The organism is Halopseudomonas sp. MFKK-1 (assembly GCF_027474385.1).
Classification (GTDB): Bacteria; Pseudomonadota; Gammaproteobacteria; order Pseudomonadales; family Pseudomonadaceae; genus Halopseudomonas; species Halopseudomonas aestusnigri.
In genome coordinates, this window is the sequence record NZ_CP114836.1 from 1,260,243 (window position 1) to 1,283,718 (window position 23,476).

The window sequence follows — 23,476 nt, forward strand, 5'->3', positions numbered from 1 at the left end:
ACATGCATCATGCCGTCAGATAAAGAAGCGTTTACTCAGCATATTTCCCAGCAGTTCAACGACGAGCTGGAGGAAATCCGTACCCACCTGCTGGAAATGGGTGGCCTGGTCGAGAAGCAGATCAACGATGCCATCGTTGCACTGGTTGAAGGCGACGCCAGGCTGGCTCAGCAAGTCCGTGAAAAGGACGATGCGATCAACCAGATGGAGCTGGATATCGACCAGGACTGCCTGCGTATCCTGGCGCGTCGCCAGCCCGCTGCCAGCGACCTGCGTCTGGTCGTGAGCATCAGCAAGATTATCGTTGATCTGGAGCGCATCGGTGACGAGTCGTCGAAGATCGCCAAGCGTGCGCTTGATCTGGTGGAGGAGGGGCAGGCACCGCGTGGCTACGTCGAGTGTCGCCATATCGGTCACCACGTGCGCCGCATGGTGCAGGAAGCGCTGGATGCCTTCGCCCGCATGGACACCGAACAGGCGTTTGCCGTTGCCCGCGAGGACAAGGCGGTTGATCAGGAATACAAGACCGCGATGCGCGAGATGGTGACCTTCATGATGGAAGATCCGCGTTCCATCGGCCGGGTTCTGAACATCCTCTGGGTGCTGCGCTCGCTGGAGCGGGTCGGTGACCACGCGCGTAACATTGCCGAGCACGTCATCTATCTGGTCAAGGGTACCGATGTCCGTCACATCGGCCTCAAGCGCATGGAAGCCGAAGTGAAAAAGGACGGTGCCGACGAGTGAGTCGGTATCCGAGCCAACAAAAAACCCGCCTGGTGGCGGGTTTTTTGTTGGAGTTTTGTTATTACTGGCTGAGCACCCACTCGGCCAGAATACGGGCTTCCTCGTCGGTCACCTGGTTGGCCGGCATCGGAATCGGCCCCCAAAGGCCGGAAATGCCGTTCTTGATGTGGCCGGCCACGGTTTCCACCGCACCGTCCTGCCCGGCATACTTGGCGGCGACGTCCTTGTAGGATGGTCCTACGACCTTGGTGTCGATCTGATGGCAGGCGACGCAAGCCTTGGTCTTGTAGAGGGTTTCGCCGTCGGTTGCGAACAGCGAGCCTGACGCCAGCAGTGCTGCTGCGCCCAGGGCAGAGATCATCAGGTGTTTCATCAGGTGTTCCTCACGGGCTGTTATGTGCAGGTTGGCCTGCTTGTGTAATCGTACCGGTATGAGTCCCTAACATGGACGCTGCGCGTTGCTTTGACAAGTGCTCTTTTGTCGCAGCAAGCATGGACGAAAGAGGCAGATTTGAGTATGTTGCGGGACATAATTGCATTTTGTATCTTGCGTTTGCCCGCACCCGAAGACCAATAAAAAACAGGCGGGCGCCAGTGGCGGACGTCTGCACCCATAAAAACCTGATAATTCGGAGATACCATGGAGATCAAGTCTTACAGCATGAACTGGCATTACCCCACCGCCGTGCGCGTGGGTGCAGGGCGCATCAGTGAGCTGCCGAAAGCCTGCCGCCAGTTGGGCATGACCTCTCCGTTGCTGGTCACGGACCCGGGCCTGGCGGCCCTGCCGATGGTTGAGGCTGCGCTGCAGCTTTGCCGTGACGCCGGCCTGCAGGTCGGGCTGTTCAGCGCTATCAAGGGCAACCCTACCGGTGGCAACGTGGCCGATGGCGTAACCGCTCTCAAGGCCGGCAGCCACGACGGCGTCATCGCCTTTGGTGGCGGTTCCGCCATTGACGCGGCCAAAGCCATTGCGCTGGTTGCCCATCAGGATTGCACGCTGTGGGAAGCGGGCCCCGGTTCGGTTGATGCCAGCAAGATGCTGCCGGTGGTCGCCGTGCCGACTACCGCGGGTACCGGTTCCGAAGTGGGTCAGGCGGTGGTGATCACCGACGACGAAAACCACGTCAAGCGGGTCATCTTCCACCAGAAAATGGTCCCGGGTATCGTGTTGCTGGATCCCGAGCTGACCGTTGGCCTGCCGGCCAAGCTGACCGCCGCTACCGGTATGGATGCACTGGCGCACAACCTGGAAGCCTTCTGTGCGCCGGTCTACCACCCGATGGCGGAAGGCATCGCGCTGGAAGGCATGCGTCTGGTCAAGGACTTCCTGCCGCGCGCGACCAAGCAGGGCGATGACATCCAGGCCCGCCTGCAGATGCAGGTCGCCTCGAGCATGGGTGCGGTTGCCTTCCAGCGTGGTCTGGGTGGTATTCATGCTGTTTCCCACAGCCTCGGCGCTGTCTATGACGCCCACCACGGGTTGCTGAACGCGATTGTCATGCCCTATATGCTGCAGGCCAACCGCCCGGTGATCGAAGAGGAAATGGCGCGCGCCGCTCGCTATCTGGGTCTGCAGAAGCAGAACTTCGATGGCATGCTGGACTGGGTGCTGGATCTGCGTGCCGACCTGGGTATTCCGCATACCCTGGCCGAGATCAACATCGACGATGCCCAGGCAGAAACCATTGGCGCGATGTCTGCCAAGGATGTTGCCGGCAGCACCAACCCGCAGCGTTACAACGCCGAGCAGTATCAGGCGATCTTCCTCAAGGCGTTGCGCGGCGAGCTGTAAGCGCGTCATACCGAGAAAGCCGGGCGTTTGCCCGGCTTTTTTTATGTCGTGTGTTCAAGGGCAAAACGATTTTGGCAACTATCACGGGGCCGATGCGGCACATACGGCTCCGGTTGCAAACGCAATACGAAGTGCGGTTTTTTCTCCAGTCTGCGTTAAGCTAGACGCAGCACTTCAGGAAAATTCACTATGTCGAAAGTATCGGTCCTGGTCGTCGATGATGCGCCTTTTATCCGCGACCTGGTCAAGAAAGCACTGCGCAGTTACTTCCCGGGCCTGCAGATCGAGGAAGCGACCAACGGCCGCAAGGCACAGCAGATGCTGGCGCGAGCGCAGTTCGATCTGATTCTGTGCGACTGGGAAATGCCGGAGATGAGCGGGCTGGAATTGCTGCAATGGTTTCGTGCGCAGCCCGACGGCGCGGGTGTGCCGTTCGTGATGGTGACCAGTCGTGGTGACAAGGCCAATGTTGTTGAGGCTATTCAGGCGGGTGTTAGCGACTATGTCGGCAAACCGTTCAGCAATGAGCAGTTGATTACCAAGGTTAAAAAGGCGCTGCATCGTGCCGGCAAGCTGGCGCAGTTTCAGGTCGGTGGAGCGCCACGGCCAAGCACGGGAATCGCCGCGGGATCGGTCGCGAACCTGACCGCCGGTCGCCCTGCCGAGGCGCCTTCCGCTCCGGCGGCAGCACCGGTCAGCTCGCCGTTGCTGAACAGTAATCGTGCGCCGGAAAAGGCCGCGCCTGCCACCAGTACCCAGTCTGTACGCGGGCAGGGCCAGCTGCGTCTTGCCGGCGAGCAATTCGCCTGTGTAATCAAGACCCTCAGCCTGCGTGATGCCCTGGTTGTGGTACGTCGTGGCGACCGGCTGCCGCAGGTGTTTGAAAGCGGGGTGCTGGATCTGGAGCAGGATTCGGATCGTTCGGTTGCGCGTATCAATGGCTATGTGCACGCGGTGGCAGCGCTGGAAGCGAAGATGGACTGCGAGTGGGTCAAGGTGACGATCAAGTTCGTCGATCAGGACCCGGAGAAGCTGGATTACCTGTCGCGCCTGATCGCCTCCGGCACCGCCCAGTCACATTATTCGCCCAGCGCCTAGGCAGCGCGGCCTGGCGGGAAGTGGCAGCTGAAGGTGCTGCCCTGCTCCGGCACGCTGGTGATCTCCAGTCGGCCCTGATGACGCAGCAGCACATGCTTGACGATGGCCAGACCCAGACCGGTGCCGCCAGTGGTACTGTTGCGGCTGGTATCGACCCGGTAGAAACGCTCGGTCAGCCGGTTGATATGTTGCGGTGCGATACCGACACCGTTGTCGCTGACGCTCAGATGCTGGCCCTGCTCGTCACTCCACCAGCGCAGGGTAATTTCGCCGTGGTCCGGGGTGTATTTCACGGCATTGAACGCCAGATTGGAAAACGCGCTGCGCAGTTCGCCTTCGATGCCGTGCATGCGGGTATTGCCCTCAATTTGCAGGGCGATGCGGTGACCGCGTTCGCCGGACAGCGCCTCGGCATCCTTGCGGATATGCTCCAGTAGCGGGCGCACATCAACCCGCTCCTGCTCGCCGGGATTGTCCGACGTTTCCAGTCGGGCCAGCAGCAGCAAGTCGTGCAGCAGCGCCTGCATGCGGTTGGCCTGTTGCTGCATCTGCTGAAGGGGTCGTTTCCAGCGCGGATTGAGCTCGTCCTCCAGATCCAGCAAGGTTTCCAGGTAGCCAACCACCACCGTCAGCGGGGTTCGCAGCTCGTGGGAGACGTTGGCGACAAAGTCCTTTCGCATCTGCTCCAGATTGTGCAGTCGGGTGACGTCGCGCACGACCATGAGCCGATCACCGGGGCCGTAGCGGGTGATGGCGTACTGCAGCTGAACGTTGAGGTTGGTTGGCGCCGGAATTTCCAGTGGATCACGGAAATCACCGCGCTCGAAGTATTCGATGAAGCGCGGATCGCGGATCAGGTTGCCGACGTGCTGGCCGCTGTCGTCCGGGGTGCGCAGCCCCAGCAGGCGTTCGGCGGCGTGGTTCCACCATTCCAGGTGCCCTTCGCTGTCGATCATGACCACGGCATCACGCAGAGCGGAGGTAGAGCTCTGGATGCGGTCGATCACCGCCTGCAGTCGCGAGCGCATCTTGTTGTCGCGGCGCTGCAGGTGGTAGATGCTGTCGAAGATCTCGCCCCATACGCCACGGGCTTCCGGCGGCGGGTCGTTGGGGTGCGCGCTGAGCCAGTCGGAGAAGCGGGCCATCTGGCGCAGGGTCCAGACCAGATAGCCACCCAGGCCGATAACCAGCGCCCAGGCTGGCTGGCCGACAATCCAGCCCAGCAGCAGACAGATCAGTACCAGCAGCAGGACCTGGCCGAGCACACGACTGAAGCTATTCTTGGCCACTGAAGATCCTCTTCAAAACAACGGCATCCCGATCAGGGTAACGGCCTGTGTCGCGGCCTGGCTGTCAGGCTTTGGTGGAAAACCGGTAGCCGGTGCCGCGCACGGTCTGGACCAGGTGTTCGTATTTCTCACCCAGCGCCTTGCGCAGGCGGCGGATGTGGACGTCCACGGTACGCTCTTCCACATAAACATTGCCACCCCAAACCTGGTCCAGCAACTGGCCGCGGGTGTAGGCACGTTCCTGGTGGGTCATGAAGAATTGCAGCAGGCGATATTCCGTCGGGCCCATTTCGGCGGCGGCATTGTCGATGGTTACCCGGTGGCTGACCGGGTCCAGCATCAGTCCGGCCACCTCGATGGGGGCCTCGCTGTCGACCGGGCCGGCGCGACGCAGCACTGCCTTGAGGCGTGCTACCAGCTCTCGGGGAGAGAACGGTTTGGTGATGTAATCGTCGGCACCGACCTCCAGGCCCTGGATCTTGTTATCTTCCTCACCCTTGGCAGTGAGCATGATAATCGGCACGTCGGCAGTCAGCTCGTCACGCTTGAGGCGCCTGGCCAGCTCGATACCGGTGGTGCCAGGCAGCATCCAGTCGAGCAGGATCAGATCGGGCTTGCTGTCGACGATACAGGCGTGGGCCTGTTGTGTATTTTCAGCTTCGAGGCAGGTGTAGCCCGCCATCTCCAGGGCCACCGCGATCATTTCGCGGATCGGAGCTTCGTCATCAACGATCAAAATGCTTTTGCCAGACATGGTTCACCGTCTTGTTGCCGCTGTGAGTCATGCGCCGATTAGATAACACTTTTATTTCAGTTGTATGACGCCGCAACGACGGGCTTTTATTGATGCAGCGGCTCCGGGTCAGCCAAGCCAGTAGTTCAGTGCGATTCCCATGAAAACCAGCATGCCCGCCCAGTGGTTGGCCAGAAAGGCGCTGAGGCAGGCGTTACGGTCCCGGTCGCGGATCAGCCAGTGCTGCCAGGCAAAGCCCAGCGTCATGCCCAGCAGGCCGAGGTAGTAGTATAGCCCCAGCTCAAAACGCAGCCCGGTCAGCAGCAGGCAGATGAGAGTCAGCCCCTGCAGCAGGCCGATGATCAGCTTGTCGGCCTCGCCGAACAGGATGGCGGTCGACTTGATGCCGATGCGCAAGTCATCTTCGCGGTCGCACATGGCGTATTCGGTGTCGTAGGCCACGGTCCAGAGCAGATTGGCGAGAAATACCAGCCAAAGCGGAAGCGGCAGCGCCTCGGCCTGGGCCGCAAAGGCCATCGGAATCGCCCAGGAGAAGGCCGCGCCCAGAATCACCTGCGGATAAAAGGTGAAGCGCTTGCAGAAGGGATATAGGGCGGCCAGGGCTACGCCAACGAAGGCCAGCTTGATGGTCAGGGCGTTGGTGAGCAGCACCAGCAGGCCGCTCAGTGCGACCAGAATGGCGAAGGTGATCAGGGCCTGGCGTTCGCTGATACGCCCTGTGGCCAGCGGGCGCTCTCGGGTACGTTGGACGTGGCCGTCGAAGTGGCGGTCTGCGTAGTCGTTGATGACGCAGCCTGCGGCGCGCATCAGGATGACGCCGACGACGAAAATGATCAGCGTGCTGATATCCGGAACCCCCTCGGCGGCCAGCCAGAGTGCCCAGAGTGTTGGCCAGAGCAGCAGGTAGGTGCCGATCGGGCGGTCCAGCCGCATCAGCTGAATGTAGTCATTGACCTTGGGGTTGATGCGCGCAATGGGTTTGATCAGCAGGCCAAGCAAAAGCGGTTCTCCCGTGAGAAGACAGACACTCAGGTGCCGGCCAGCGGCCAGCCCTGCAAGAATACTTCACATACCAGCAGCTGCAACTTGCCATCCGAGAAGTGCGAGCGGCGTGCCCACAGGCCCTCGCTGCGCCAGCTAGCCGGCAGCCGGTCGGCGGGGTAGCGGCTGATCTCGATCGGCCCCCGGCGGATCTGCGGGTTACGGAACAGCAGGTGACCCAGGCTGGTTGTGCCCAGACTGTCGAGCTCCACCGCTGCATTGCCCAGCGCACTGGTCGGTGCAACCGAGCGGGCGTAGACCCGGGGCGCTCCCGCCGTATGCAGCAACACCTCTCTGGTCCAGACCAGGGTCCCGGGAGACAGCCCGAGGGCTGCCGCTTCGTCATCATGGGCGGGCTCGGGTGCCTGCTTCAGCAGTTCGACACGAAAGTCCTGGTCGCCGGCCTCGGTCAATCTGAGGGTGAGCGATCCTTCGTGGCAAAGCCAGTCGAACAGGGGAGCATCCGGAGGCGCGGGGTGGCGCTTGGCGGGATACCAGTCAGGCAGCATATCGGGCATGGGTGACGCGCAGGCAGCGTGGAAAAAGTGGGTAAAGGGTACCACGAAAGCCCTCTGCGGCGGGCACGGTCCGGCTGGCCTTGGACTTGCAAGGTAATTGCGGTAGTGTCGCGAAACCTTAATTCTGAACACCGTGGGAAACAAGCATGAAGAAGTGGCAGTGTATCGTGTGTGGGTTCATCTATGACGAGGCCGAGGGCTGGCCGGATGACGGTATTGCCCCCGGCACCCGCTGGGAAGATGTACCTGCGGACTGGATGTGTCCGGACTGCGGCGTCGGCAAGGAAGATTTCGAGATGATCGAGATCGGCTGAGCCTGCCTTTGTTCCAACTCATGTCACTGCAGGAGATGCCACGTGTCTGACAACGCCCCCCTGGTCATCATTGGCACAGGTCTGGCCGGGTATAACCTGGCCAAGGAATTTCGCAAGCTCGATGCCGAGCGCCCGTTAATGCTGATCAGTGCCGATGACGGCCGGTTCTATTCAAAACCGCTGTTGTCGACCGGCTTTGCCAAGGGCAAGGAAGCCGATGAGCTAGCCATGCAGGATGCCGAGGCCATGGCCGAACAGTTGGGTGCCCAGGTGCTGACCGGGCAGCAGGTGACCGCCATCGATACCCGTGAACGCCTGGTTCGCCTGGGTGACCGCAGCCTGCCCTACAGTGATCTGGTGCTCGCGACCGGCGCGCAGGTGCGCACACTGCCCTGGCGTGAGGCGCTGGGCGAACGTCTTCTGTCGATCAATGATCTGGCCGACTATGGCCGGTTCCGTGCGGCGCTGAACGGGCGTCGGAGTGTGCTGATCGTAGGTGCCGGCCTGATCGGTTGCGAGTTTGCCAATGACCTGCGCCTAGGCGGTTTCGAGGTGACTGTGGTGGCGTCCGATCCCTGGTTGATGCCGCAACTGTTGCCGGAGCAGGCTGCCGCTGCAGTGCAGGCCGGACTGGAAGAACTTGGCGTTGAATTTCATCTCGGTTGTGCGATCGAGAACATGGCGCTGGAGGGCGACGGCCTGCGGGTGCGGCTGGACTCCGGCGTTGAGCTGGTCGCTGATCAGGGGCTGTCGGCGATTGGCCTGGTTCCGCGCTCGGAACTGGCTGAAGCCGCCGGGCTGTCGGCAGGGCGCGGCGTGCAGGTGGACAGGCAGCTGCGCACCAGTGATCCGCATGTCTATGCGCTGGGCGATTGCGCCGAGGTGGCAGCCCTCAACCTGATGTACGTGATGCCGCTGATGACCTCGGCGCGGGCGCTGGCAAAAACCCTCAGCGGCACGCCGACCGAATTGAGCTATCCGGCGATGCCGATCATGGTCAAGACGCCGGCCTGTCCCCTAGTGGTAACGCCGCCGTTGAGTGGCGTTGCCGGAAGCTGGCAGTGCGACGCCGAGGGGCGTGACGTACGCGCGCGTTTTGTCGACGCCAACGGTCAGCTGCATGGCTTTGCGCTGACCGGTGCCGCTGTTGCAGAGAAGCTGCAGTTGACCCGCGAATTGCCCGCCTGGCTGGGCTGATCCGACCTACAATGTGGGACAGTTTGGCCTTTTGTCGGGAAAAACCGTGATTTCGCCCGGCTTCAGGCCTGCGACGACTGGCGAAACGAATTCAGTCGTGCCATGCTGGGCGAGCCTTGGCAGACGGCCCGACCGGGCTCGGGAGCGTCTGGCAGGCCCGCCCCGAGGACGCGGCGGTCACAACAAAAACAACAGACAATGAGGCTTTATATGCGCAAACCAGATCTCGCAGCGGCGATTGCCGAAAAGGCGGACCTGAGCAAGGATCAGGCTAATCGAGTACTCAACGCCGTACTGGACGAAATTACCCAGGCGCTGAGCAACAAGGACTCCGTAACACTTGTCGGTTTCGGTACTTTCCTGCAGCGTCATCGTGGCGCACGCACCGGCAAAAATCCCCAGACCGGTGCACCGGTCAAGATCAAGGCCAGCAATACCGTTTCCTTCAAGCCGGGCAAAAGCCTGCGCGACGCGGTCAACTGAGTCTGATTTCCGCGCCAGGGGCCCAGTCGGGCCCCTGCCACCCGGCTCACGTCAGTCCCGGGCATTGCCCTGATAGCGGCTAACCAGTGAGCGCAGCGCATCGCGCGCATCCAGCACCTTGTGTACTACCTTGTCTGCGCTTTCCCGTTCCAGCCCGAGGCGTTGCAGCAGTGCATCCGCAATGGGTAGTCGTGGACCGCTGCCGATACCGTGTTCGCTGAGCAGCGCCAGTGACAGGTAGATCAGGTTGGCGTACACGCAATCGTCGCCTGCGTAATGGGCGTTGTGCTGCTGACGCAGGGCGGTGCAGACCTCGTCTGGCATGTCCCAGTAGCGCATCAGCCAGCTGCCGATCTGGTCGCGGGTAACGCCGATCAGGTGCTGCTCGATCTGGTGAGGCTGGACATGCGGATTGGCTTCGATGTGGCGGCAGATCAGCTGGAAGTAGGGCGGAAAGATATATGCCAGCACCAGATAGCCGAAGTTGTGCAGCAGGCCACACAGGTAGTTCAGGCCCATTTCCGGGCGCCGTTCCCGCGGCATGGCCTTGGCCAGTCCTTCGATCACCGCGGCCGTGTAGATGGCCTGCTCCCAGTAAGGGGTAGCGCGGTCAGGCGCATCGTTGGGCAGCTTGAAGGTCTTGCCCAGCGCCAGACCAACCGCCAGATTGATTACCAGATCAAAGCCCAGCACCCGGCCGATGGCGTCCTCGACCGAACGAATCTTGCCCGGAGCGGCGTAGTAGGGTGAAGCGGCCCAGCTGACGACCTGCGCCGCCAGGCTCGGATCGGTTTCGACCACGTCGGCCAGATCGTCTACACCGGCATCCGGGTTGACCCGCAGCTTCATCACCTTCTGCGCGGTTTCCGGCAGGGGCGGAATCTCGATGGTTTCTTCCAGGCGCTGCTTCATGCGCAGGGCAGTGAAGTTCTGCACGGCGTTGCTGAGGTCCTGATCATCCTGCGCGGTGCTGATTGCCCGGGTATCCAGGCTGGCCAGCGGGACCGCAAACTGGGCCAGACTGACCTTGGCCAGCAGCGTGCGGGCATCGGCCTGATTAAGTACCAGGCTCCAGCCATCCAGCCCGCTGTCGAGAATCAGCTCGCTGTGATCCAGCAAGCTGCGCTCACAGACACAGGGCGAGTTGAACAGGATTGGCAGGCCCGGCAGCTGGTTCAGCTGATGCTTGCTGAGGATGCGCTGCAGTTCGCGGTTGCGTACCGGCTCCAGCTGGCGTCCGAGCAGGGCGCCGAGGGCCTTGAGGTCGAGCAGGTGGTCTTTCGGGATCAGGGTCAGCACGGTGCCAACGCTGTCGCATAGCAGGCTCGCCTGAATACGCTGCGAGGCAGGCCAATTGCCGTTGGCGGGGCGCAGCTGATAGGCGATCCCCTGCTGTTGCAGCAGTTTTTCAATCAGATCGGGCAGGCTGGCGCCAAGTGGCTCGGAAGCGGCGGTATTATTCATTATCTGTTCCTTGCTGAGTCAGGCGGTGCTGGTGCCCCGGTGTTGCAGGATGCTTGCTTGATTCTAGCGGCTCGTCTGAGTGCAGCATAGCTGCACTCAGACCTGGGCAAAATGCTGGCCGTCGGCTATCCAGCGATCCAGCAGCGGTTGTACCCGCTCCGGGTGGCTGCGCGCGAGTTGCTGCGCCGCCTGCTGGACGTCCGGCAGCAGATCGGCATCACGCACCAGATCGGCAATCCGGAACTGCACCAGGCCGGTCTGCCTGGTCCCCAGTACCTCGCCGGGGCCGCGCAGGGCCAAGTCCTTTTCGGCGATGACGAAACCGTCGGTGCTTTCGCGCATGATGCCCAGTCGCTCGCGCCCAAGGGCCGATAACGGCGCATGATAGAGCAGCACGCAGTGGCTGGCGGCGCTGCCGCGTCCGACCCGTCCGCGCAGCTGGTGCAGCTGGGCCAGGCCCAGACGTTCCGGATTTTCGATAATCATCAGGCTGGCGTTGGGCACATCCACGCCAACCTCGATCACCGTAGTGGCGACCAGCAGGTGCAGGTCGCCTTCCTTGAAGGCGGCCATGATCTCGGCCTTTTCAGCCGGCTTCATGCGCCCGTGAATCAGGCCGATGGAGAGTTCCGGCAGGGCTTCGCAGAGCGACTCCCAGGTTGCCTCTGCCGCTTGCGCCTGCAGTTGTTCGGATTCTTCGATCAGGGTGCAGACCCAGTAGGCCTGTCGACCCTCGGCGCAGCCGGCGCGAACCCGCTCGATGACCTCCGCGCGGCGGCTATCGGAAATCAGTACGGTATTGACCGGGGTGCGTCCGGGCGGCAGCTCGTCGAGGATCGAGGTGTCCAGGTCGGCGTAGGCGCTCATGGCGAGGGTGCGCGGGATCGGTGTGGCGGTCATGATCAGCTGATGCGGCGAGACACCGCCCGCGGCACCCTTGTCGCGCAGCGCCAGGCGCTGCTGGACGCCAAAGCGATGCTGTTCGTCGATGATCGCCAGGCCCAGATTGCGGAACTGCACGTCGTCCTGGAACAGCGCGTGGGTGCCGACAATCATTACCGCCTCGCCGCTGGCAATCAGTTGCAGCTGGTTGCTGCGCGCCTTGCCCTTCAGTTTGCCGGCGACCCAGGCCACTGACAGGCCGAGTGCGGCAAACCAGCGCTGGAAGTTGTTGAAGTGCTGTTCGGCCAGAATCTCGGTCGGTGCCATCAGCGCCACCTGCCAGCCGGCTTCGATGGCCTGCAGCGCGGCGAGCGCGGCAACGACGGTCTTGCCGGCACCGACATCACCCTGCACCAGACGCAGCATGGGCCGTGGTTGGGCCAGATCAAGCAGGATCTCGTCAGCCACCCGGCGCTGGGCGCCGGTCAGCGGAAAGCCCAGCTGCGCGACAAAACGCTCGGCTAGCTCACCGGCAGCGCGCATCGGCGGCGCCTTGTGCGCCCGCATCTGGGCGCGCAGCCGCAGCATGGCCAGTTGATGGGCCATCAACTCCTCGAACGCCAGTCGGTGCTGGGCCCAGTGGCGGCCGTCCTGCAGGGCCTCGAGGTCGATGTCCGCCGGCGGGCGGTGCAGCAGCTGTACGGCTTCGCGCAGCGGCGGCAGCTGATAGGCCTCGGCCAGCTCCGGCGGCAGCCATTCGGTCAGGTGATTGCCTTTGGCGAGCCAGGCCAGCGCCGCGTCACTGAGACTGCGCAGACGCTGTTGCGACAGCCCTTCGGTGGCGGGGTAAATCGGTGTCAGGGTATCGCTGACCGGCAACGCCTCGGCGCCGTCGAGGTTGTGCAGCTCTGGGTGATAGATTTCCAGTCCGGAGGCGCCCGGCCGTACTTCGCCATAGCAGCGCCAGCGGCTGCCGCGGCTGAGGTTGGCCTTGAGCGCGGCGGAAAAATAGTAGAAGCGCAGGCTGAGGGTACCGCTGCCGTCCTGAATGCGGCAGAGCAGGCTGCGGCGCCGGCCCATGACCACCTCAGCGCCGAGCACTGTGCCTTCGATGACCGCGTCGAGCCCGGGGCGTAACGCGCCAATCGGCGTGACACGGGTGCGATCCTGATAGCGCATCGGCAGGTGAAACAGCAGATCCTGTACCGATGACAGGCCGAGCCGGTCCAGTTTGTCCGCGAGGGCTGGACCAATCCCCTTGAGCACGGTCAGCGGTGTCTGTTCACCCACGCTGTCTCTGGCTCCGTATCAGCTTGACGGTTGATTGACCGAGCACAGACGAATCGAGTCGCTGAGCAGCTCAATGGCTTTCGGACGCGGAAAGCTGGCACGCCAGGCAATGGCGACGGTGCGATACGGCGCTGGTGCCTTGAACGGCTTGGTAACCAGCAGGTCGGAGCTGTAATAGCGGTCGTCGGCAGCAGACATCGGCAGCACGGTCATGCCGATCCCCGAGGCGACCATGTGGCGGATGGTCTCCAGTGAGCTGGATTCGACGGTGGTGTGCTTGTGCTGGTCGTCGCCCTTGCGCAGGGTCGGGCAGGCTTCGAGCACCTGGTCGCGGAAACAGTGCCCTTCACCGAGCAGCAGCAGCTTGTTGTCGTCCAGTTCGTCCAGGGTCACGCTGTCCCGTGCCGCCCAGGGGTGGCTGGCCGGCATCAGCAGGCTGAACGGCTCGTCATAGAGCGGCTTGGTCAGCACGTCGGGCTCCTGGAATGGCAGCGCGATGATGATCGCATCAAGCTCGCCATTGCGCAGCTTGTCGCGCAGTACGTGGGTGAAGTTTTCTTCGATGTACAGCGGCATTTCCGGTGCGACCCGGTGCAGCTGCGGTACCAGGTGCGGGAACAGATACGGCCCGATGGTATAGATGGCTCCGACCTTGAGTGGCGCGGCCAGCTGGTTCTTGCCGGCGGTCGCCAGTTCGCGAATGGCCAGCGCTTCCTCCAGCACTTTCTGGGCCTGGGCAACGATCCGTTCACCGATGGGGGTGACGCGAACGGCGCTTTTGCTGCGTTCGAAGATCATCACGCCCAGTTCTTCCTCCAGCTTCTTGACTCCCACGCTGAGGGTCGGCTGGGACACATGGCAGCGTTCGGCGGCGTGGCCGAAGTGCTGTTCCTGGGCAAGGGTGACGATGTAGCGGAGTTCGGTCAGGGTCATTGGCTGCAGTCTGTCTGGCTACGGAAGAGGGTCAAACAATGGGCTGTAGCATAGCCGGTTGGTTGATAGAGTAAAACAATCGAAGTGCCCTTGCTGGCGGTGTGGCCGTCGGCCTCCGGCTGGTACAGTGGCGCCTTGCGGACACAGAATGGGAGAAATCGATGCGGCGTGTGGTCATTGCCGGATGTGGGGATGTGGGGTCGGCGCTGGCGGTGCGGCTGCTGGCGCGTGGCTGGCAGGTTTACGGTGTGCGTCGTGATGTCACCAGGTTGCCGGACGGCGTACTGCCGATTGCGGCGGACCTGTGCGTTGCCGAGTGCCCTGCGGACTGGCCGGAGAAGGTCGATTATCTGGTGTTTTGTCCGGCAGCAGGCAAACGCGATGCCGAGCTGTACCAGCGTCTGTACGTGCAGGGGCTGGCGCATGTGATCGATTGGCTGGGGCAGGGCAAGCGTGGGCTGCGCCATCTGCTGCAGGTTTCCAGCACTGGTGTCTATGCCCAGCAGGATGGTGAGTGGGTCACCGAGAACAGCCGTGCCGAGGCCGACAGCGAGACCGGCAGGGCCCTGCTGGCTGCGGAAGATGTTGCCCTGCGCAGCGGTGTGCCGGCGTCGGTAGTGCGGCTGGCGGGCATTTACGGGCCAGGTAGAAACCGGCTGATCGAGCAGGCGCGTGCCGGCATGACGGTTCCGGCCGAGCCGCCGCAATATACCAACCGGATTCATCGTGATGATGCCGTCGGCTTGCTTGAGCACCTGCTGCTGCAGGCTGAAGCACGCGAGTTGTTGGCGCCTTGTTACCTTGGCGTGGACGATGAGCCGGCACCGCTGCACGAGGTCGTCCAGTGGCTGCGCGAGCAGCTCGGTGTCGAGGCTCGGGATGACGGCCCGGCCAGTACTCGAATGGGCAGCAAGCGCTGCAGCAACGACCTGGCGCGCGAAAGCGGCTGGGCACCGCAGTATCCGACCTATAGAGAGGGATATGCGACGCTGCTGGATCACTAGCAAGCTACAAGCGGCAAGCTACAAGCTACAAGCGGCAAGCGGCAAGCGGCAAGCAAAAGCAGGTTTGTGGTAGTGGGGCCGAAAAAAAACCGCGCAGGTCGAAACCGCGCGGTTTTTTCTTGTAGCTTGTAGCTTGCCGCTCGGGGGATGGGCGTTAGCCCACCACCATAATCCCGTCCATCTCGACCGGCACGCCCTTGGGCAGCGCGGCTACGCCGATGGCGGCGCGGGCCGGGTAGGGCTTCTCGAAGTAGCGTTCCATGATTTCGTTGACCTTGGCGAAGTTGCCCAGATCGGTCAGGAAAATGTTCAGCTTGACGATGTCCTGCAGCTTGCCGCCAGCGGCTTCAGCAACGGCGCTGAGGTTGTCGAATACGCGGCAGACCTGCGCTTCAAAGCCGTCGACCACTTCCATGGTAGCCGGGTCCAGCGGGATCTGGCCGGACAGGTATACGGTGTTGCCGACCTTGATTGCCTGGGAGTAAGGCCCAATGGCAGAGGGGGCGTGTTCACTGGTAATGACTTGCTTGTTCATGTGTTCTCCGACGGAATTCAGTTTTTGAGACGGGTAATGCGCATCACGCCCTTGAGGTTGCGGATGCGCTTGATCAGTTGCGACAGATGCAGGCGGTCGCGTACCCGAACGACCAGCTGTACGACGCTGACGCGTCCGTCGCGTTCGTCGACGCTGATCTTGTCGATGCTGGCGTCGGCGACGGTGATGCCGGTGGCGAGTTGCGCGATGATGCCGCGCTGGTGTTCCAGTTCGACGCGCAGCTCGACGGTAAATTCGCCGCTGACGTCCTTGTCCCAGGTCAGTTGCAGGGTCTTCTCGCTGTTATGGCGGTTATCCGCCAGATTTCGGCAATTCTCCTGGTGGATGACCATGCCCTTGCCGGAGGACAGATAGCCGACGATCGGGTCGCCCGGGATCGGGTTGCAGCAGCGGGCGAAGCTGACCACCAGCCCTTCGGTGCCGCGGATCGCCAGCGGCTTCTCGCTGTTGTCGGCGTTGCTGTCGGGGCTGATTTTCTGGGTGTCTTCCTCTTCGCTGGCGCCTTCGGCGGCCAGCAGGCGCCGGGCGACCACGTATGCCATGCGGTTGCCGAGGCCGATATCCGCCAGCAGATCTTCCATCAGTTCCATCTGGCAATCGGTCAGCACCGCCTGAATGCGCGCTTCCGGAATGTCGCTGAGCTGGGTGCCGAAGCTGGCCAGTACCTTATCGAGCAAGCGTTCACCGAGGGCGATGGACTCGGAATGGCGCTGGTGCTTGAGGAAGTGGCGGATGTTGCTGCGGGCCTTGCCGGTAATCACGAAACTGAGCCAGGCCGGGTTCGGGCGGGCGCCCGGGGCGGTAATAATCTCGACGGTTTCGCCGCTTTCCAGCGGCTCGGACAGCGGCGCCAGTCGTCGGTTGACGCGGCAGGCGATACAGCTGTTGCCGATGTCGGTATGCACCGCGTAGGCAAAGTCGACCGGGGTCGACCCCTTGGGCAGCTCCATGATGCGGCCCTTGGGGGTGAAAATGTAGACCTCGTCCGGGAACAGGTCGATCTTGACGTTCTCGATGAACTCCAGCGAGTTGCCGGCGTTCTGCTGCAGCTCCAGTACGCTTTTCAGCCACTGACGGGTACGGGCGTGGTTGCCGTTGATGACCTCGTCCTTGGACTTGTAGACCCAGTGCGCGGCAATGCCGTTGTTGGCCAGCTCTTCCATCTCGTCGGTACGGATCTGGATTTCGATCGGTACCCCGTGCATGCCGAACAGCGTGGTATGCAGGGACTGGTAGCCGTTGGCCTTGGGGATGGCGATGTAGTCCTTGAAGCGGCCGGGGAATGGCTTGTACAGGCTGTGTACTGCGCCGAGCACGCGGTAGCAGGTATCCGGCTTGTCGACGATGATGCGGAAGGCGTAGACGTCCATGATTTCATTGAACGACTTCTTCTTGCCGCGCATCTTCTGGTAGATGCCGTACAGGTGCTTCTCGCGGCCCATTACCTTGCCCTGAAGACCCTCGCGTTCCAGGCAGGCCTGCAGCGACTCGAGAATCCGGTTGAGCAGTTCCTTGCGGTTACCTCGGGCGTTGCGCACGGCGCGGTCAATCAGCATCGAGCGCATCGGATACATGGCCTTGAAGCCCAGGTCCTCGAACTCGGTGCTCAGACTGTGCATACCCAGACGGTTGGCAATCGGCGCGTAAATCTCGAGGGTTTCCTTGGCGATGCGGCGGCGCTTCTCCGGTGCCAGCGCACCCAGGGTTCGCATGTTGTGCAGGCGGTCGGCGAGCTTGACCAGAATCACCCGGATATCGCGGGCCATGGCCAGGGCCATCTTCTGGAAGTTCTCGGCCTGGGCTTCGGCCTTGCTCTCGAAGGTCATCTGGGTCAGCTTGCTGACCCCGTCCACCAGCTCGGCAACGGTGTCGCCAAACTGCTCGACCAGAGCATCCTTGGGAATGCCGGTGTCTTCGATTACGTCGTGCAGCATGGCCGCCATCAGGCTCTGATGGTCCATGTGCATGTCGGCGAGGATATTGGCTACGGCAAGGGGATGGGTAACGTAAGGCTCGCCGCTGCGTCGGGTCTGGCCGTCGTGGGCTTGCTCGGCGTAGAAATAGGCGCGCCGGACCAGGTTGACCTGATCCGGCTCAAGGTAATTGCCAAGGGTGTCGGCAAAAACTTCTATCGCAGACATGCAGCTCTCCCGCACCCGTGGTAACGGGTGATGACCTCAGGAATGCCCGGCCTGCGCAATCCGTTTACTCGGCCAGTTCGGTAGTTTCCAGCGAGTACAGCGGCTCCTGCTGATCCTGCAGGGCTTCTTCGGCGAGGATTTCATTGGAAACCAGGCCTTCGGCGACTTCACGCAGGGCAACGACGGTCGGCTTGTCATTTTCCCATGCTACCTTGGGCTCCTTGCCGCCGGTGGCCAGCTGACGGGCGCGCTTGGAGGCCAGCATGACCAGTTCAAAACGGTTATCTACATTTTCCAGGCAGTCTTCAACGGTGACGCGGGCCATGGGGTACTCCGGAAAGGTAACAAGTGAACAAATCGACGCGCCCGGCACGGGGCCGGACGCAGGACCTGACAGTTTACTGGCTGAGGCTTCAGTCTGACAAGAGCGCCTGTAGCAGGGAGGCGTGACGCGCGCTCTGGGCAGTGGTCTTTAGTCGGTAGCTGCGGACGATGGCCTTGAGGTCGTCGAGGGCGTGCTCGAAGGTGTCGTTGATGACCAGACTGTCGAACTCGACGTAATGGCTCATCTCGGCAACGGCTTCGGCCATGCGGCGATCAATCACGTCGTTATCATCCTGGCCACGGGAATCAAGGCGGTAGCGCAGCGCTTCGAGTGACGGCGGCAGGATGAAGATCGAGTGTGCCTGCGGAAGCTTGCGGCGAACCTGTTCTGCGCCCTGCCAGTCAATTTCCAGAATGATGTCATGCCCACGGGCCAGGGCCTGTTCTACGGCGGTTTGCGAGGTGCCGTAGAGGTTGCCGAACACTTCGGCGTGCTCAAGGAAATCACCGGCTTCCACCAGTTTGAGGAAGTTGTCACGGTCGGTGAAGTGGTAGTTAACACCATCAGTCTCGCCCGGGCGCATCGGGCGGGTGGTGTGCGAAACCGAGACGTGCAGGTTGGGTGTCTGTTCGATCAGTGCCTTGACCAGGCTGGTTTTGCCTGCTCCGGACGGGGCGGAAATGATGTACAGCGTGCCGGTGGCATGGGTCATCGGACAGGGTTCCTGCGGTGCGTAATGGGTAAGCGCGCAATTATAGGGATTTCGTGCGGTGGCGTCATGGCTGGTCGTCGCTTCCGCTAAGCTGTTGGTTGAGGTCGAAACCGGAGGAAGGAGCAGGGATGATTTCAAAATGGCAATGGCTGCTGGCGCAGTTGACCCGCACGCTCTGGGTGCGTGCTTCCCTCTATGCCCTGCTGGCGGTGGTTGCGGCGCTGCTGTCGATTCTGGTCCAGCGGCTGCTGCCGGGCCCGTTGCCGGTCACCATAGGGGCTGATGCGGTTGAGCGCATTCTCGACATTCTGGCCTCCAGCATGCTGGCGGTGACCACTTTCTCGCTGAGTGTCATGGTGGCGGCATACAGTGCAGCGACTGCCAATGCGACGCCGCGGGCAACTCGGCTGCTGATGCAGGACACCACCACGCAGAATGTACTGGGAACCTTTATCGGGGCGTTTCTGTTCAGCCTGGTGGGGTTGATTGCGTTAAGCACGGAGGCATACGACGAGAACGGACGCGTTGTGCTGTTTGCCGTAACGCTGCTGGTGATTGTGCTGATCGTGGTCACCATCCTGCGCTGGATTGAGCACCTGTCGCGCTTCGGGCGGGTCGGTGATACCAGCGCCCGGGTCGAGGCGGTCACCCGCATGGCGCTGGCGGATCGCATAGCCAATGCCTGCCTTGGTGCCCGTCTGCTGGATCCGCAGCGGCTGCCGTCCAGCGCCAGGCCGCTGTATCCCTGTGATGCCCTCTATCTGCAGCATCTGGATGTCGGCGCGCTGGCCGATTGCGCGCAGGAGCACAGCCTGCGTTTGTATGTCGTTGTGCAGCCCGGCTGCTTCGTGCATCCGGCGGCGCCCGTGTTGTGGTTTGAAGGCGATGCCGACGAAACCGTGCAGTCGCAGCTGCTGGACGCCTTTACCCTGGGCGACATGCGCTCCTTTGATCAGGATCCCCGCTTCGGGTTGTCGGTTCTGTCGGAGATCGCTTCACGCGCGCTGTCGCCGGCGGTCAATGATCCTGGCACAGCCATCGACATTCTCGGCCGTGGCGTGCGTCTGTTGTCGGCCTGGGTGGATCATTGCGAGCCGCAACCGGATGAGGTGCGCTATCCGCAGGTCTGGCTGGTGACGCTGGCGCTGGACGATCTGTTTGATGACCTGTTTGGCCCCATCGCCCGTGATGGCGCGGCGCGGATTGACGTTCAGCTGCGCTTGCTCAAGTCGCTGCAGGCGCTCGCCGCTCGGGATGAGCGATTCGTTGCGCCCGCCCGGCGGCTGGCGCACGAGGCCCGATCGCTGGCTGACCAGCTTATGCCGCTAGCTGTCGACCGCGAGCGGTTAGGCGCGGAGGTCGAGCGGCTGGAAGCCGGCCAGGACGTTCTGCGGCGCCAGTTATAGCGCCGCATTCGGCATCTCGGGGTAACGGCAATATCGCCGTTACGGGTGTTATCGTGGACCGACCCCGCCAGACCGTTAAAACAAATAGTGGAGTTCTGCAGCATGATTCGAATCACCGTTGCCTACCCCGCGCAGGACAATGCGCGTTTTGACCACAGCTATTACCAGCAGCAGCACGCCAGATTGATCCATGAGCAGCTGGATGCACACGGCCTGCTAAAGCTCGAAGTGGACCAGTGCCTGGCCGATGGCGCGGGGCAGGCGCCGCAGTTTGTGGCCTGCGCGCATCTGTTCTTTGCCGATATGGCGCAGTTTCAGGCCGCTTTCGCCGCCGGCGGCAAGGCGCTGAATCAGGACATGGCCAATTACACGGACATCACGCCGGTTGTCACTATCAGTCAGGTTGTTGCCTGATTCTCCCGCTGGCCGCGCCTGATCATCGGGCGCGGATCAACTGGCAGCATCCGTTGCCCTGAACCCGCTACAATAGGGCCGCCTTGCCCTTTCATCCTGTCGAGGAAACCCCCTGATGACCGCACGTCGGGTTGCATCAGCGTTGCGCGCTGCTGACAAAAGAGCTGTTTCCAGAACGCCAGCCTCCGGTGCTGGCGCTCTGCGTCAGGATCGAATCTATCAGGCCATCAGCGACGCCATCATCGAGCACCGCCTGCAGCCGGGCGCGCGCTTGCGCGAGGATGCGTTGGCCGAGGTGTTCGGGGTCAGCAGGACCGGTATTCGCAAGGTGCTGCAGCGCCTCGCCATGGATCAACTGATTACCCTGACCCCCGGCAAGGGCGCCAGTGTCACCCGGCCTTCCGCCGAGGAGGCGCGGGAAGTCTTTGATGCGCGGCGGATGGTGGAATGTGGCCTGATGCGGCAATTGGCACCGCAGATTGATGAGGCGGCACTGGCGGCCTTGCGCGCGCTGGCCGAGCAGGAGCAGCAGGCATTGGCGGCGCGCGATCAGAGTGCGGCGATCAAGTGCTCGGCGGAGTTTCACAGTCAGCTGGCGGTGCTGGCCGGCAATCAGACGCTGGCGAGTTTTGTCGTCCAGCTATGTTCGCGTTCATCGTTGATTCTGGCGGTGTACGGCAACGCCGGGAATCTGGGCTGCGACTGCACCGATCACGACCGCCTGATCACGTTGCTGGAAGGTCGGGATGGTGAGGCGGCTGCCGCCTTTATGGCGCAGCATCTGGATGCCATTGAGGGCTCGCTGGCGATTGCCGACTCGCCGCAGACCACGCCGGATCTGCAGAATATCTTCGCCGCCTATCGCGGCTGATGACGCCGACGGTGCAGGCACCGTCGGCAGCCTCGGGGCTCAGCGGCGGAAGCGCTGGCAGGGACCCCAGTATTGCATCAGCAGATAGTAGCTGAGCCCGGCCGGAATCAGGCTGGCATACCACGACACGCTGGATACGTTCAGCGCGACTGCGGCACCAATGGCGGTCGCGATCAGCGCGGCGTAGTTGACCCCCTGATACGGGCCGTTGGCGTCGTACAGGTGCTCCAGATTCAGCGTGCGCTTGCGAATCAGGTAATAGTCCACCACCAGAATCGCGAAGATCGGACCGAGGAACGCCGAGTAGGTCTGCACGAATACCTGCAGGCCGGCGGCCGAATCCTCGCTGACCAGTTTCCACGGAAAGGTGGCGAAGGCCAGCAGGCCGACGATGACGGTGGCCGGGCGGAACTTCAGCTTGAATACATCCATCAGCACGTAGGTCGGCGGCACCACGTTGTTCAGTACGTTGGTGGTGACCTGGGCGAAGGCGATGAACAGCAGGGTGGTCATCAGCAGCGGAGTGTTGTCGACCGCGTTGGCAAACACCTGGATCGGGTCGGCGACGCCGGTAGCTTCGGAGACCATGTAGCCGATCAGGCCCATGAACAGGGTGCAGGGCAGAATCGACATCGAGTAGATGGTGGTCAGCAGGCCCGGGCCGGTGCCGTGTTTGTGCTCGCGGGCGTAGTCACTGACGTTGAGGATCATGGTGCTGTAGATGCCGAGGAACAGCATGGTCGCGCTCCAGAACGGCAGGCCCCATGAGCCCTGCATGGTCAACAGGCTGCTCGAGAGTTCGTCGCCGTAACGCTGCACGGTGCTGTAGAACATGTAGACCAGCGAGGCGAGGATAAAGGCGCTGCCGACATTCTCCAGCCACTTGATGCCCTGAAAGCCCATGACCGACAGGCCGATCTGCAGGAACTGGAAGGCAATAAAGAAGAACACCAGATTGTCGAAGCCGAACAGGGTGGCGGACACCATGTTCAGGGCGCCGGCACCAATCCAGCTCTGGAAACCGTACCAGACGATTGCCGGTACCGCGCGCACCAGACCGGGCAGGCGGGTGCCGGTAAAGCCGAAGGCGCTGCGCGCCTGCACCATGAACGGGATGCCGTACTTGTAGCCGGCGGCGCCGTTGAGCACCAGCGCAATACCAATGACGAAACAGCCGATGGCGATGGTGGCCTGAATCAGGTTGAGGCTGCCGACCACGCTGGAGCCCATGGTAAAGGTGCCGATGGAAACGCAACCGCCAAACCAGGCCAGCAGATAGGACAGGCGCCCCATGATGCGGACTTTCTGGGGCGCAAGAGACTCCTCGCCGGCGGCCTTGGTTTCGTTGCTCGGCTGGCTGCCGGCGGTGAGCGTGCTGGCGTCAGTGTTCATGAGACTCCCCCGTGGGCTGTGTTATGCATTGTTGTCTCCCCGGATCATCCGATCCTGCGGTTTCTTGTGTGCCCCGCGGGGCGTGCTGTCACCTGATCAGCCGTGGGCCAGATCAGAGTACTCGGCAAAGCGTCCGGTGAAGCGTTTGCTGCCCGGAAACGCCAGATCGCCAAATTTGCTGGTACCCAGCCCCAGCCCAACCACGGCTTCGGCCAGCTTCACTGCCGCGGTCACGCCCTCCACCACGGGCAGACCGACCGCATCGCTGATCTGCGGGGTGAGGTCGGCCATGCCGCCGCAACCCAGCACGATGGCACCGATGTTGTCTTCGCGCTTGGCCTTCAGGCACTCGTCGATGATGCGCTCAAGGGCGATATCCGGGTTCTCTTCCAGATCCAGCACCGGAATGTCGGCCGCGCGCAGGCGTCGGCAGCTGTGGCGGAAGCCGTAATTGTCGAGCAGGTGCTCGGCGATGATCAGGGTGCGCGGCAGGGTGGTAACCACCGAGAAGCGGGTGCTGATCAGGCTGGCAACATGGAAGGCGGCTTCGGCGATGCCGATCACCGGGGCGCGGGTCAGCTCGCGGGCGGCATACAGCCCGGGGTCGCCAAAGCAGGCAATGATGTAGGCGTCGGTGCCTTCGCGCTCACCCGCGCGTACTTCCTCGATAACGCCCAGAGCACTGACCGCCTCGTCGAAATGGCTCTCGATCGACACCGGGCCGCTGTCTGGCTGGCTGGCGGTGATCCGCGTGCCGGGTGCGGCAACGGCTTTGGCCGCCGCGCCGATGGTCTCGGTCATGGCGTGGGTGGTGTTCGGGTTGATGACGCGAATATGCATGAATCTGGCCTGC

24 protein-coding genes are annotated in these 23,476 nt (G+C 62.4%); 10 read left to right on the top strand and 14 right to left on the bottom strand.

Annotated features, from left to right (window positions below):
• Positions 1-9 precede the first annotated feature (9 nt).
• On the top strand, positions 10-744 hold the full coding sequence (gene phoU, locus O5O48_RS05735) for a phosphate signaling complex protein PhoU (protein ID WP_088275794.1): 735 nt from the start codon (positions 10-12) through the stop codon (positions 742-744).
• A 61-nt stretch (positions 745-805) separates the two neighbouring features.
• Here phoU and O5O48_RS05740 read toward each other — a convergent pair whose 3' ends face one another.
• Positions 806-1,105 carry a c-type cytochrome gene (locus O5O48_RS05740; RefSeq protein WP_228246055.1) on the bottom strand — a complete coding sequence of 100 codons (300 nt, stop codon included), beginning with the start codon at positions 1,103-1,105 and terminating at the stop codon, positions 806-808.
• A 279-nt stretch (positions 1,106-1,384) separates the two neighbouring features.
• Between O5O48_RS05740 and O5O48_RS05745 the strand changes: the two genes are divergently transcribed.
• Both O5O48_RS05745 and O5O48_RS05750 read left to right on the top strand, forming a co-directional pair.
• Positions 1,385-2,539, top strand: a complete 1,155-nt coding sequence (locus O5O48_RS05745) for an iron-containing alcohol dehydrogenase (protein ID WP_088275791.1) — start codon at positions 1,385-1,387, stop codon at positions 2,537-2,539.
• Positions 2,540-2,728: 189 nt separating this feature from the next.
• Positions 2,729-3,637: a response regulator gene (locus O5O48_RS05750; RefSeq protein WP_088275790.1), complete on the top strand. Its 909-nt coding sequence runs from the start codon at positions 2,729-2,731 to the stop codon at positions 3,635-3,637.
• On the opposite strand, the gene phoR is transcribed toward O5O48_RS05750, so the two are convergent.
• The 4 genes from phoR to O5O48_RS05770 all read right to left on the bottom strand — a co-directional run bounded on the left by phoR (position 3,634) and on the right by O5O48_RS05770 (position 7,239).
• Positions 3,634-4,926 (bottom strand): phosphate regulon sensor histidine kinase PhoR, encoded by a 1,293-nt coding sequence (gene phoR, locus O5O48_RS05755; RefSeq protein ID WP_228245953.1) that lies wholly within the window; start codon positions 4,924-4,926, stop codon positions 3,634-3,636. The genes O5O48_RS05750 and phoR overlap by 4 nt on opposite strands.
• A gap of 64 nt (positions 4,927-4,990) precedes the next feature.
• Entirely contained in the window at positions 4,991-5,680 is a 690-nt protein-coding gene (gene phoB, locus O5O48_RS05760) for a phosphate regulon transcriptional regulator PhoB (RefSeq protein ID WP_088275789.1), read from the bottom strand.
• A 108-nt stretch (positions 5,681-5,788) separates the two neighbouring features.
• The gene (gene ubiA / locus O5O48_RS05765) at positions 5,789-6,679 is read right to left on the bottom strand and encodes a 4-hydroxybenzoate octaprenyltransferase (RefSeq protein ID WP_233048532.1); all 891 of its coding nucleotides are present in this window, start codon (positions 6,677-6,679) and stop codon (positions 5,789-5,791) included.
• A gap of 29 nt (positions 6,680-6,708) precedes the next feature.
• Positions 6,709-7,239, bottom strand: coding sequence for a chorismate--pyruvate lyase family protein (locus O5O48_RS05770; protein WP_228245951.1), 531 nt, complete (start codon positions 7,237-7,239; stop codon positions 6,709-6,711).
• A gap of 146 nt (positions 7,240-7,385) precedes the next feature.
• Here O5O48_RS05770 and rubA point away from each other — a divergent pair, with 146 nt between their 5' ends.
• The 3 genes from rubA (at position 7,386) to O5O48_RS05785 (ending at position 9,233) form a co-directional block, all read left to right on the top strand.
• Entirely contained in the window at positions 7,386-7,553 is a 168-nt protein-coding gene (gene rubA, locus O5O48_RS05775; RefSeq protein WP_088275787.1) for a rubredoxin RubA, read from the top strand.
• 42 nt (positions 7,554-7,595) lie between these two features.
• A complete protein-coding gene (locus O5O48_RS05780) occupies positions 7,596-8,750 on the top strand; it encodes an NAD(P)/FAD-dependent oxidoreductase (RefSeq protein ID WP_269688414.1) in 1,155 nt (384 codons plus the stop codon).
• A gap of 210 nt (positions 8,751-8,960) precedes the next feature.
• The gene (locus O5O48_RS05785) at positions 8,961-9,233 is read left to right on the top strand and encodes an HU family DNA-binding protein (protein ID WP_088275784.1); all 273 of its coding nucleotides are present in this window, start codon (positions 8,961-8,963) and stop codon (positions 9,231-9,233) included.
• Positions 9,234-9,284: 51 nt separating this feature from the next.
• Here O5O48_RS05785 and O5O48_RS05790 read toward each other — a convergent pair whose 3' ends face one another.
• The 3 genes from O5O48_RS05790 to O5O48_RS05800 all read right to left on the bottom strand — a co-directional run bounded on the left by O5O48_RS05790 (position 9,285) and on the right by O5O48_RS05800 (position 13,802).
• On the bottom strand, positions 9,285-10,697 hold the full coding sequence (locus O5O48_RS05790; RefSeq protein WP_228245949.1) for an aminoacyl-tRNA deacylase and HDOD domain-containing protein: 1,413 nt from the start codon (positions 10,695-10,697) through the stop codon (positions 9,285-9,287).
• Between the two features lie 96 nt (positions 10,698-10,793).
• Positions 10,794-12,869, bottom strand: coding sequence for an ATP-dependent DNA helicase RecG (gene recG / locus O5O48_RS05795; protein ID WP_269688415.1), 2,076 nt, complete (start codon positions 12,867-12,869; stop codon positions 10,794-10,796).
• An 18-nt stretch (positions 12,870-12,887) separates the two neighbouring features.
• On the bottom strand, positions 12,888-13,802 hold the full coding sequence (locus O5O48_RS05800; RefSeq protein ID WP_228245947.1) for a hydrogen peroxide-inducible genes activator: 915 nt from the start codon (positions 13,800-13,802) through the stop codon (positions 12,888-12,890).
• Positions 13,803-13,963: 161 nt separating this feature from the next.
• Here O5O48_RS05800 and O5O48_RS05805 point away from each other — a divergent pair, with 161 nt between their 5' ends.
• Positions 13,964-14,806, top strand: a complete 843-nt coding sequence (locus O5O48_RS05805) for an SDR family oxidoreductase (RefSeq protein WP_269688416.1) — start codon at positions 13,964-13,966, stop codon at positions 14,804-14,806.
• Positions 14,807-14,960: 154 nt separating this feature from the next.
• Here O5O48_RS05805 and O5O48_RS05810 read toward each other — a convergent pair whose 3' ends face one another.
• The 4 genes from O5O48_RS05810 to gmk form a co-directional block, all read right to left on the bottom strand.
• Positions 14,961-15,341: a RidA family protein gene (locus O5O48_RS05810; protein ID WP_228245945.1), complete on the bottom strand. Its 381-nt coding sequence runs from the start codon at positions 15,339-15,341 to the stop codon at positions 14,961-14,963.
• Positions 15,342-15,358: 17 nt separating this feature from the next.
• On the bottom strand, positions 15,359-17,503 hold the full coding sequence (gene spoT, locus O5O48_RS05815; protein ID WP_269688417.1) for a bifunctional GTP diphosphokinase/guanosine-3',5'-bis pyrophosphate 3'-pyrophosphohydrolase: 2,145 nt from the start codon (positions 17,501-17,503) through the stop codon (positions 15,359-15,361).
• 64 nt (positions 17,504-17,567) lie between these two features.
• Positions 17,568-17,828 carry a DNA-directed RNA polymerase subunit omega gene (gene rpoZ, locus O5O48_RS05820; RefSeq protein WP_088275776.1) on the bottom strand — a complete coding sequence of 87 codons (261 nt, stop codon included), beginning with the start codon at positions 17,826-17,828 and terminating at the stop codon, positions 17,568-17,570.
• Between the two features lie 88 nt (positions 17,829-17,916).
• Positions 17,917-18,540, bottom strand: coding sequence for a guanylate kinase (gene gmk, locus O5O48_RS05825; protein WP_228245943.1), 624 nt, complete (start codon positions 18,538-18,540; stop codon positions 17,917-17,919).
• 128 nt (positions 18,541-18,668) lie between these two features.
• Between gmk and O5O48_RS05830 the strand changes: the two genes are divergently transcribed.
• The 3 genes from O5O48_RS05830 to O5O48_RS05840 all read left to right on the top strand — a co-directional run bounded on the left by O5O48_RS05830 (position 18,669) and on the right by O5O48_RS05840 (position 21,231).
• On the top strand, positions 18,669-19,946 hold the full coding sequence (locus tag O5O48_RS05830) for a DUF2254 domain-containing protein (protein WP_269688418.1): 1,278 nt from the start codon (positions 18,669-18,671) through the stop codon (positions 19,944-19,946).
• 102 nt (positions 19,947-20,048) lie between these two features.
• Entirely contained in the window at positions 20,049-20,360 is a 312-nt protein-coding gene (locus O5O48_RS05835) for an EthD family reductase (protein ID WP_088275773.1), read from the top strand.
• A 115-nt stretch (positions 20,361-20,475) separates the two neighbouring features.
• Positions 20,476-21,231, top strand: coding sequence for a GntR family transcriptional regulator (locus O5O48_RS05840; protein WP_269688419.1), 756 nt, complete (start codon positions 20,476-20,478; stop codon positions 21,229-21,231).
• Between the two features lie 39 nt (positions 21,232-21,270).
• Here O5O48_RS05840 and O5O48_RS05845 read toward each other — a convergent pair whose 3' ends face one another.
• Entirely contained in the window at positions 21,271-22,623 is a 1,353-nt protein-coding gene (locus O5O48_RS05845) for an NCS1 family transporter (protein ID WP_269688420.1), read from the bottom strand.
• 96 nt (positions 22,624-22,719) lie between these two features.
• Positions 22,720-23,463: an aspartate/glutamate racemase family protein gene (locus tag O5O48_RS05850; protein WP_088275769.1), complete on the bottom strand. Its 744-nt coding sequence runs from the start codon at positions 23,461-23,463 to the stop codon at positions 22,720-22,722.
• Positions 23,464-23,476: the final 13 nt, after the last annotated feature.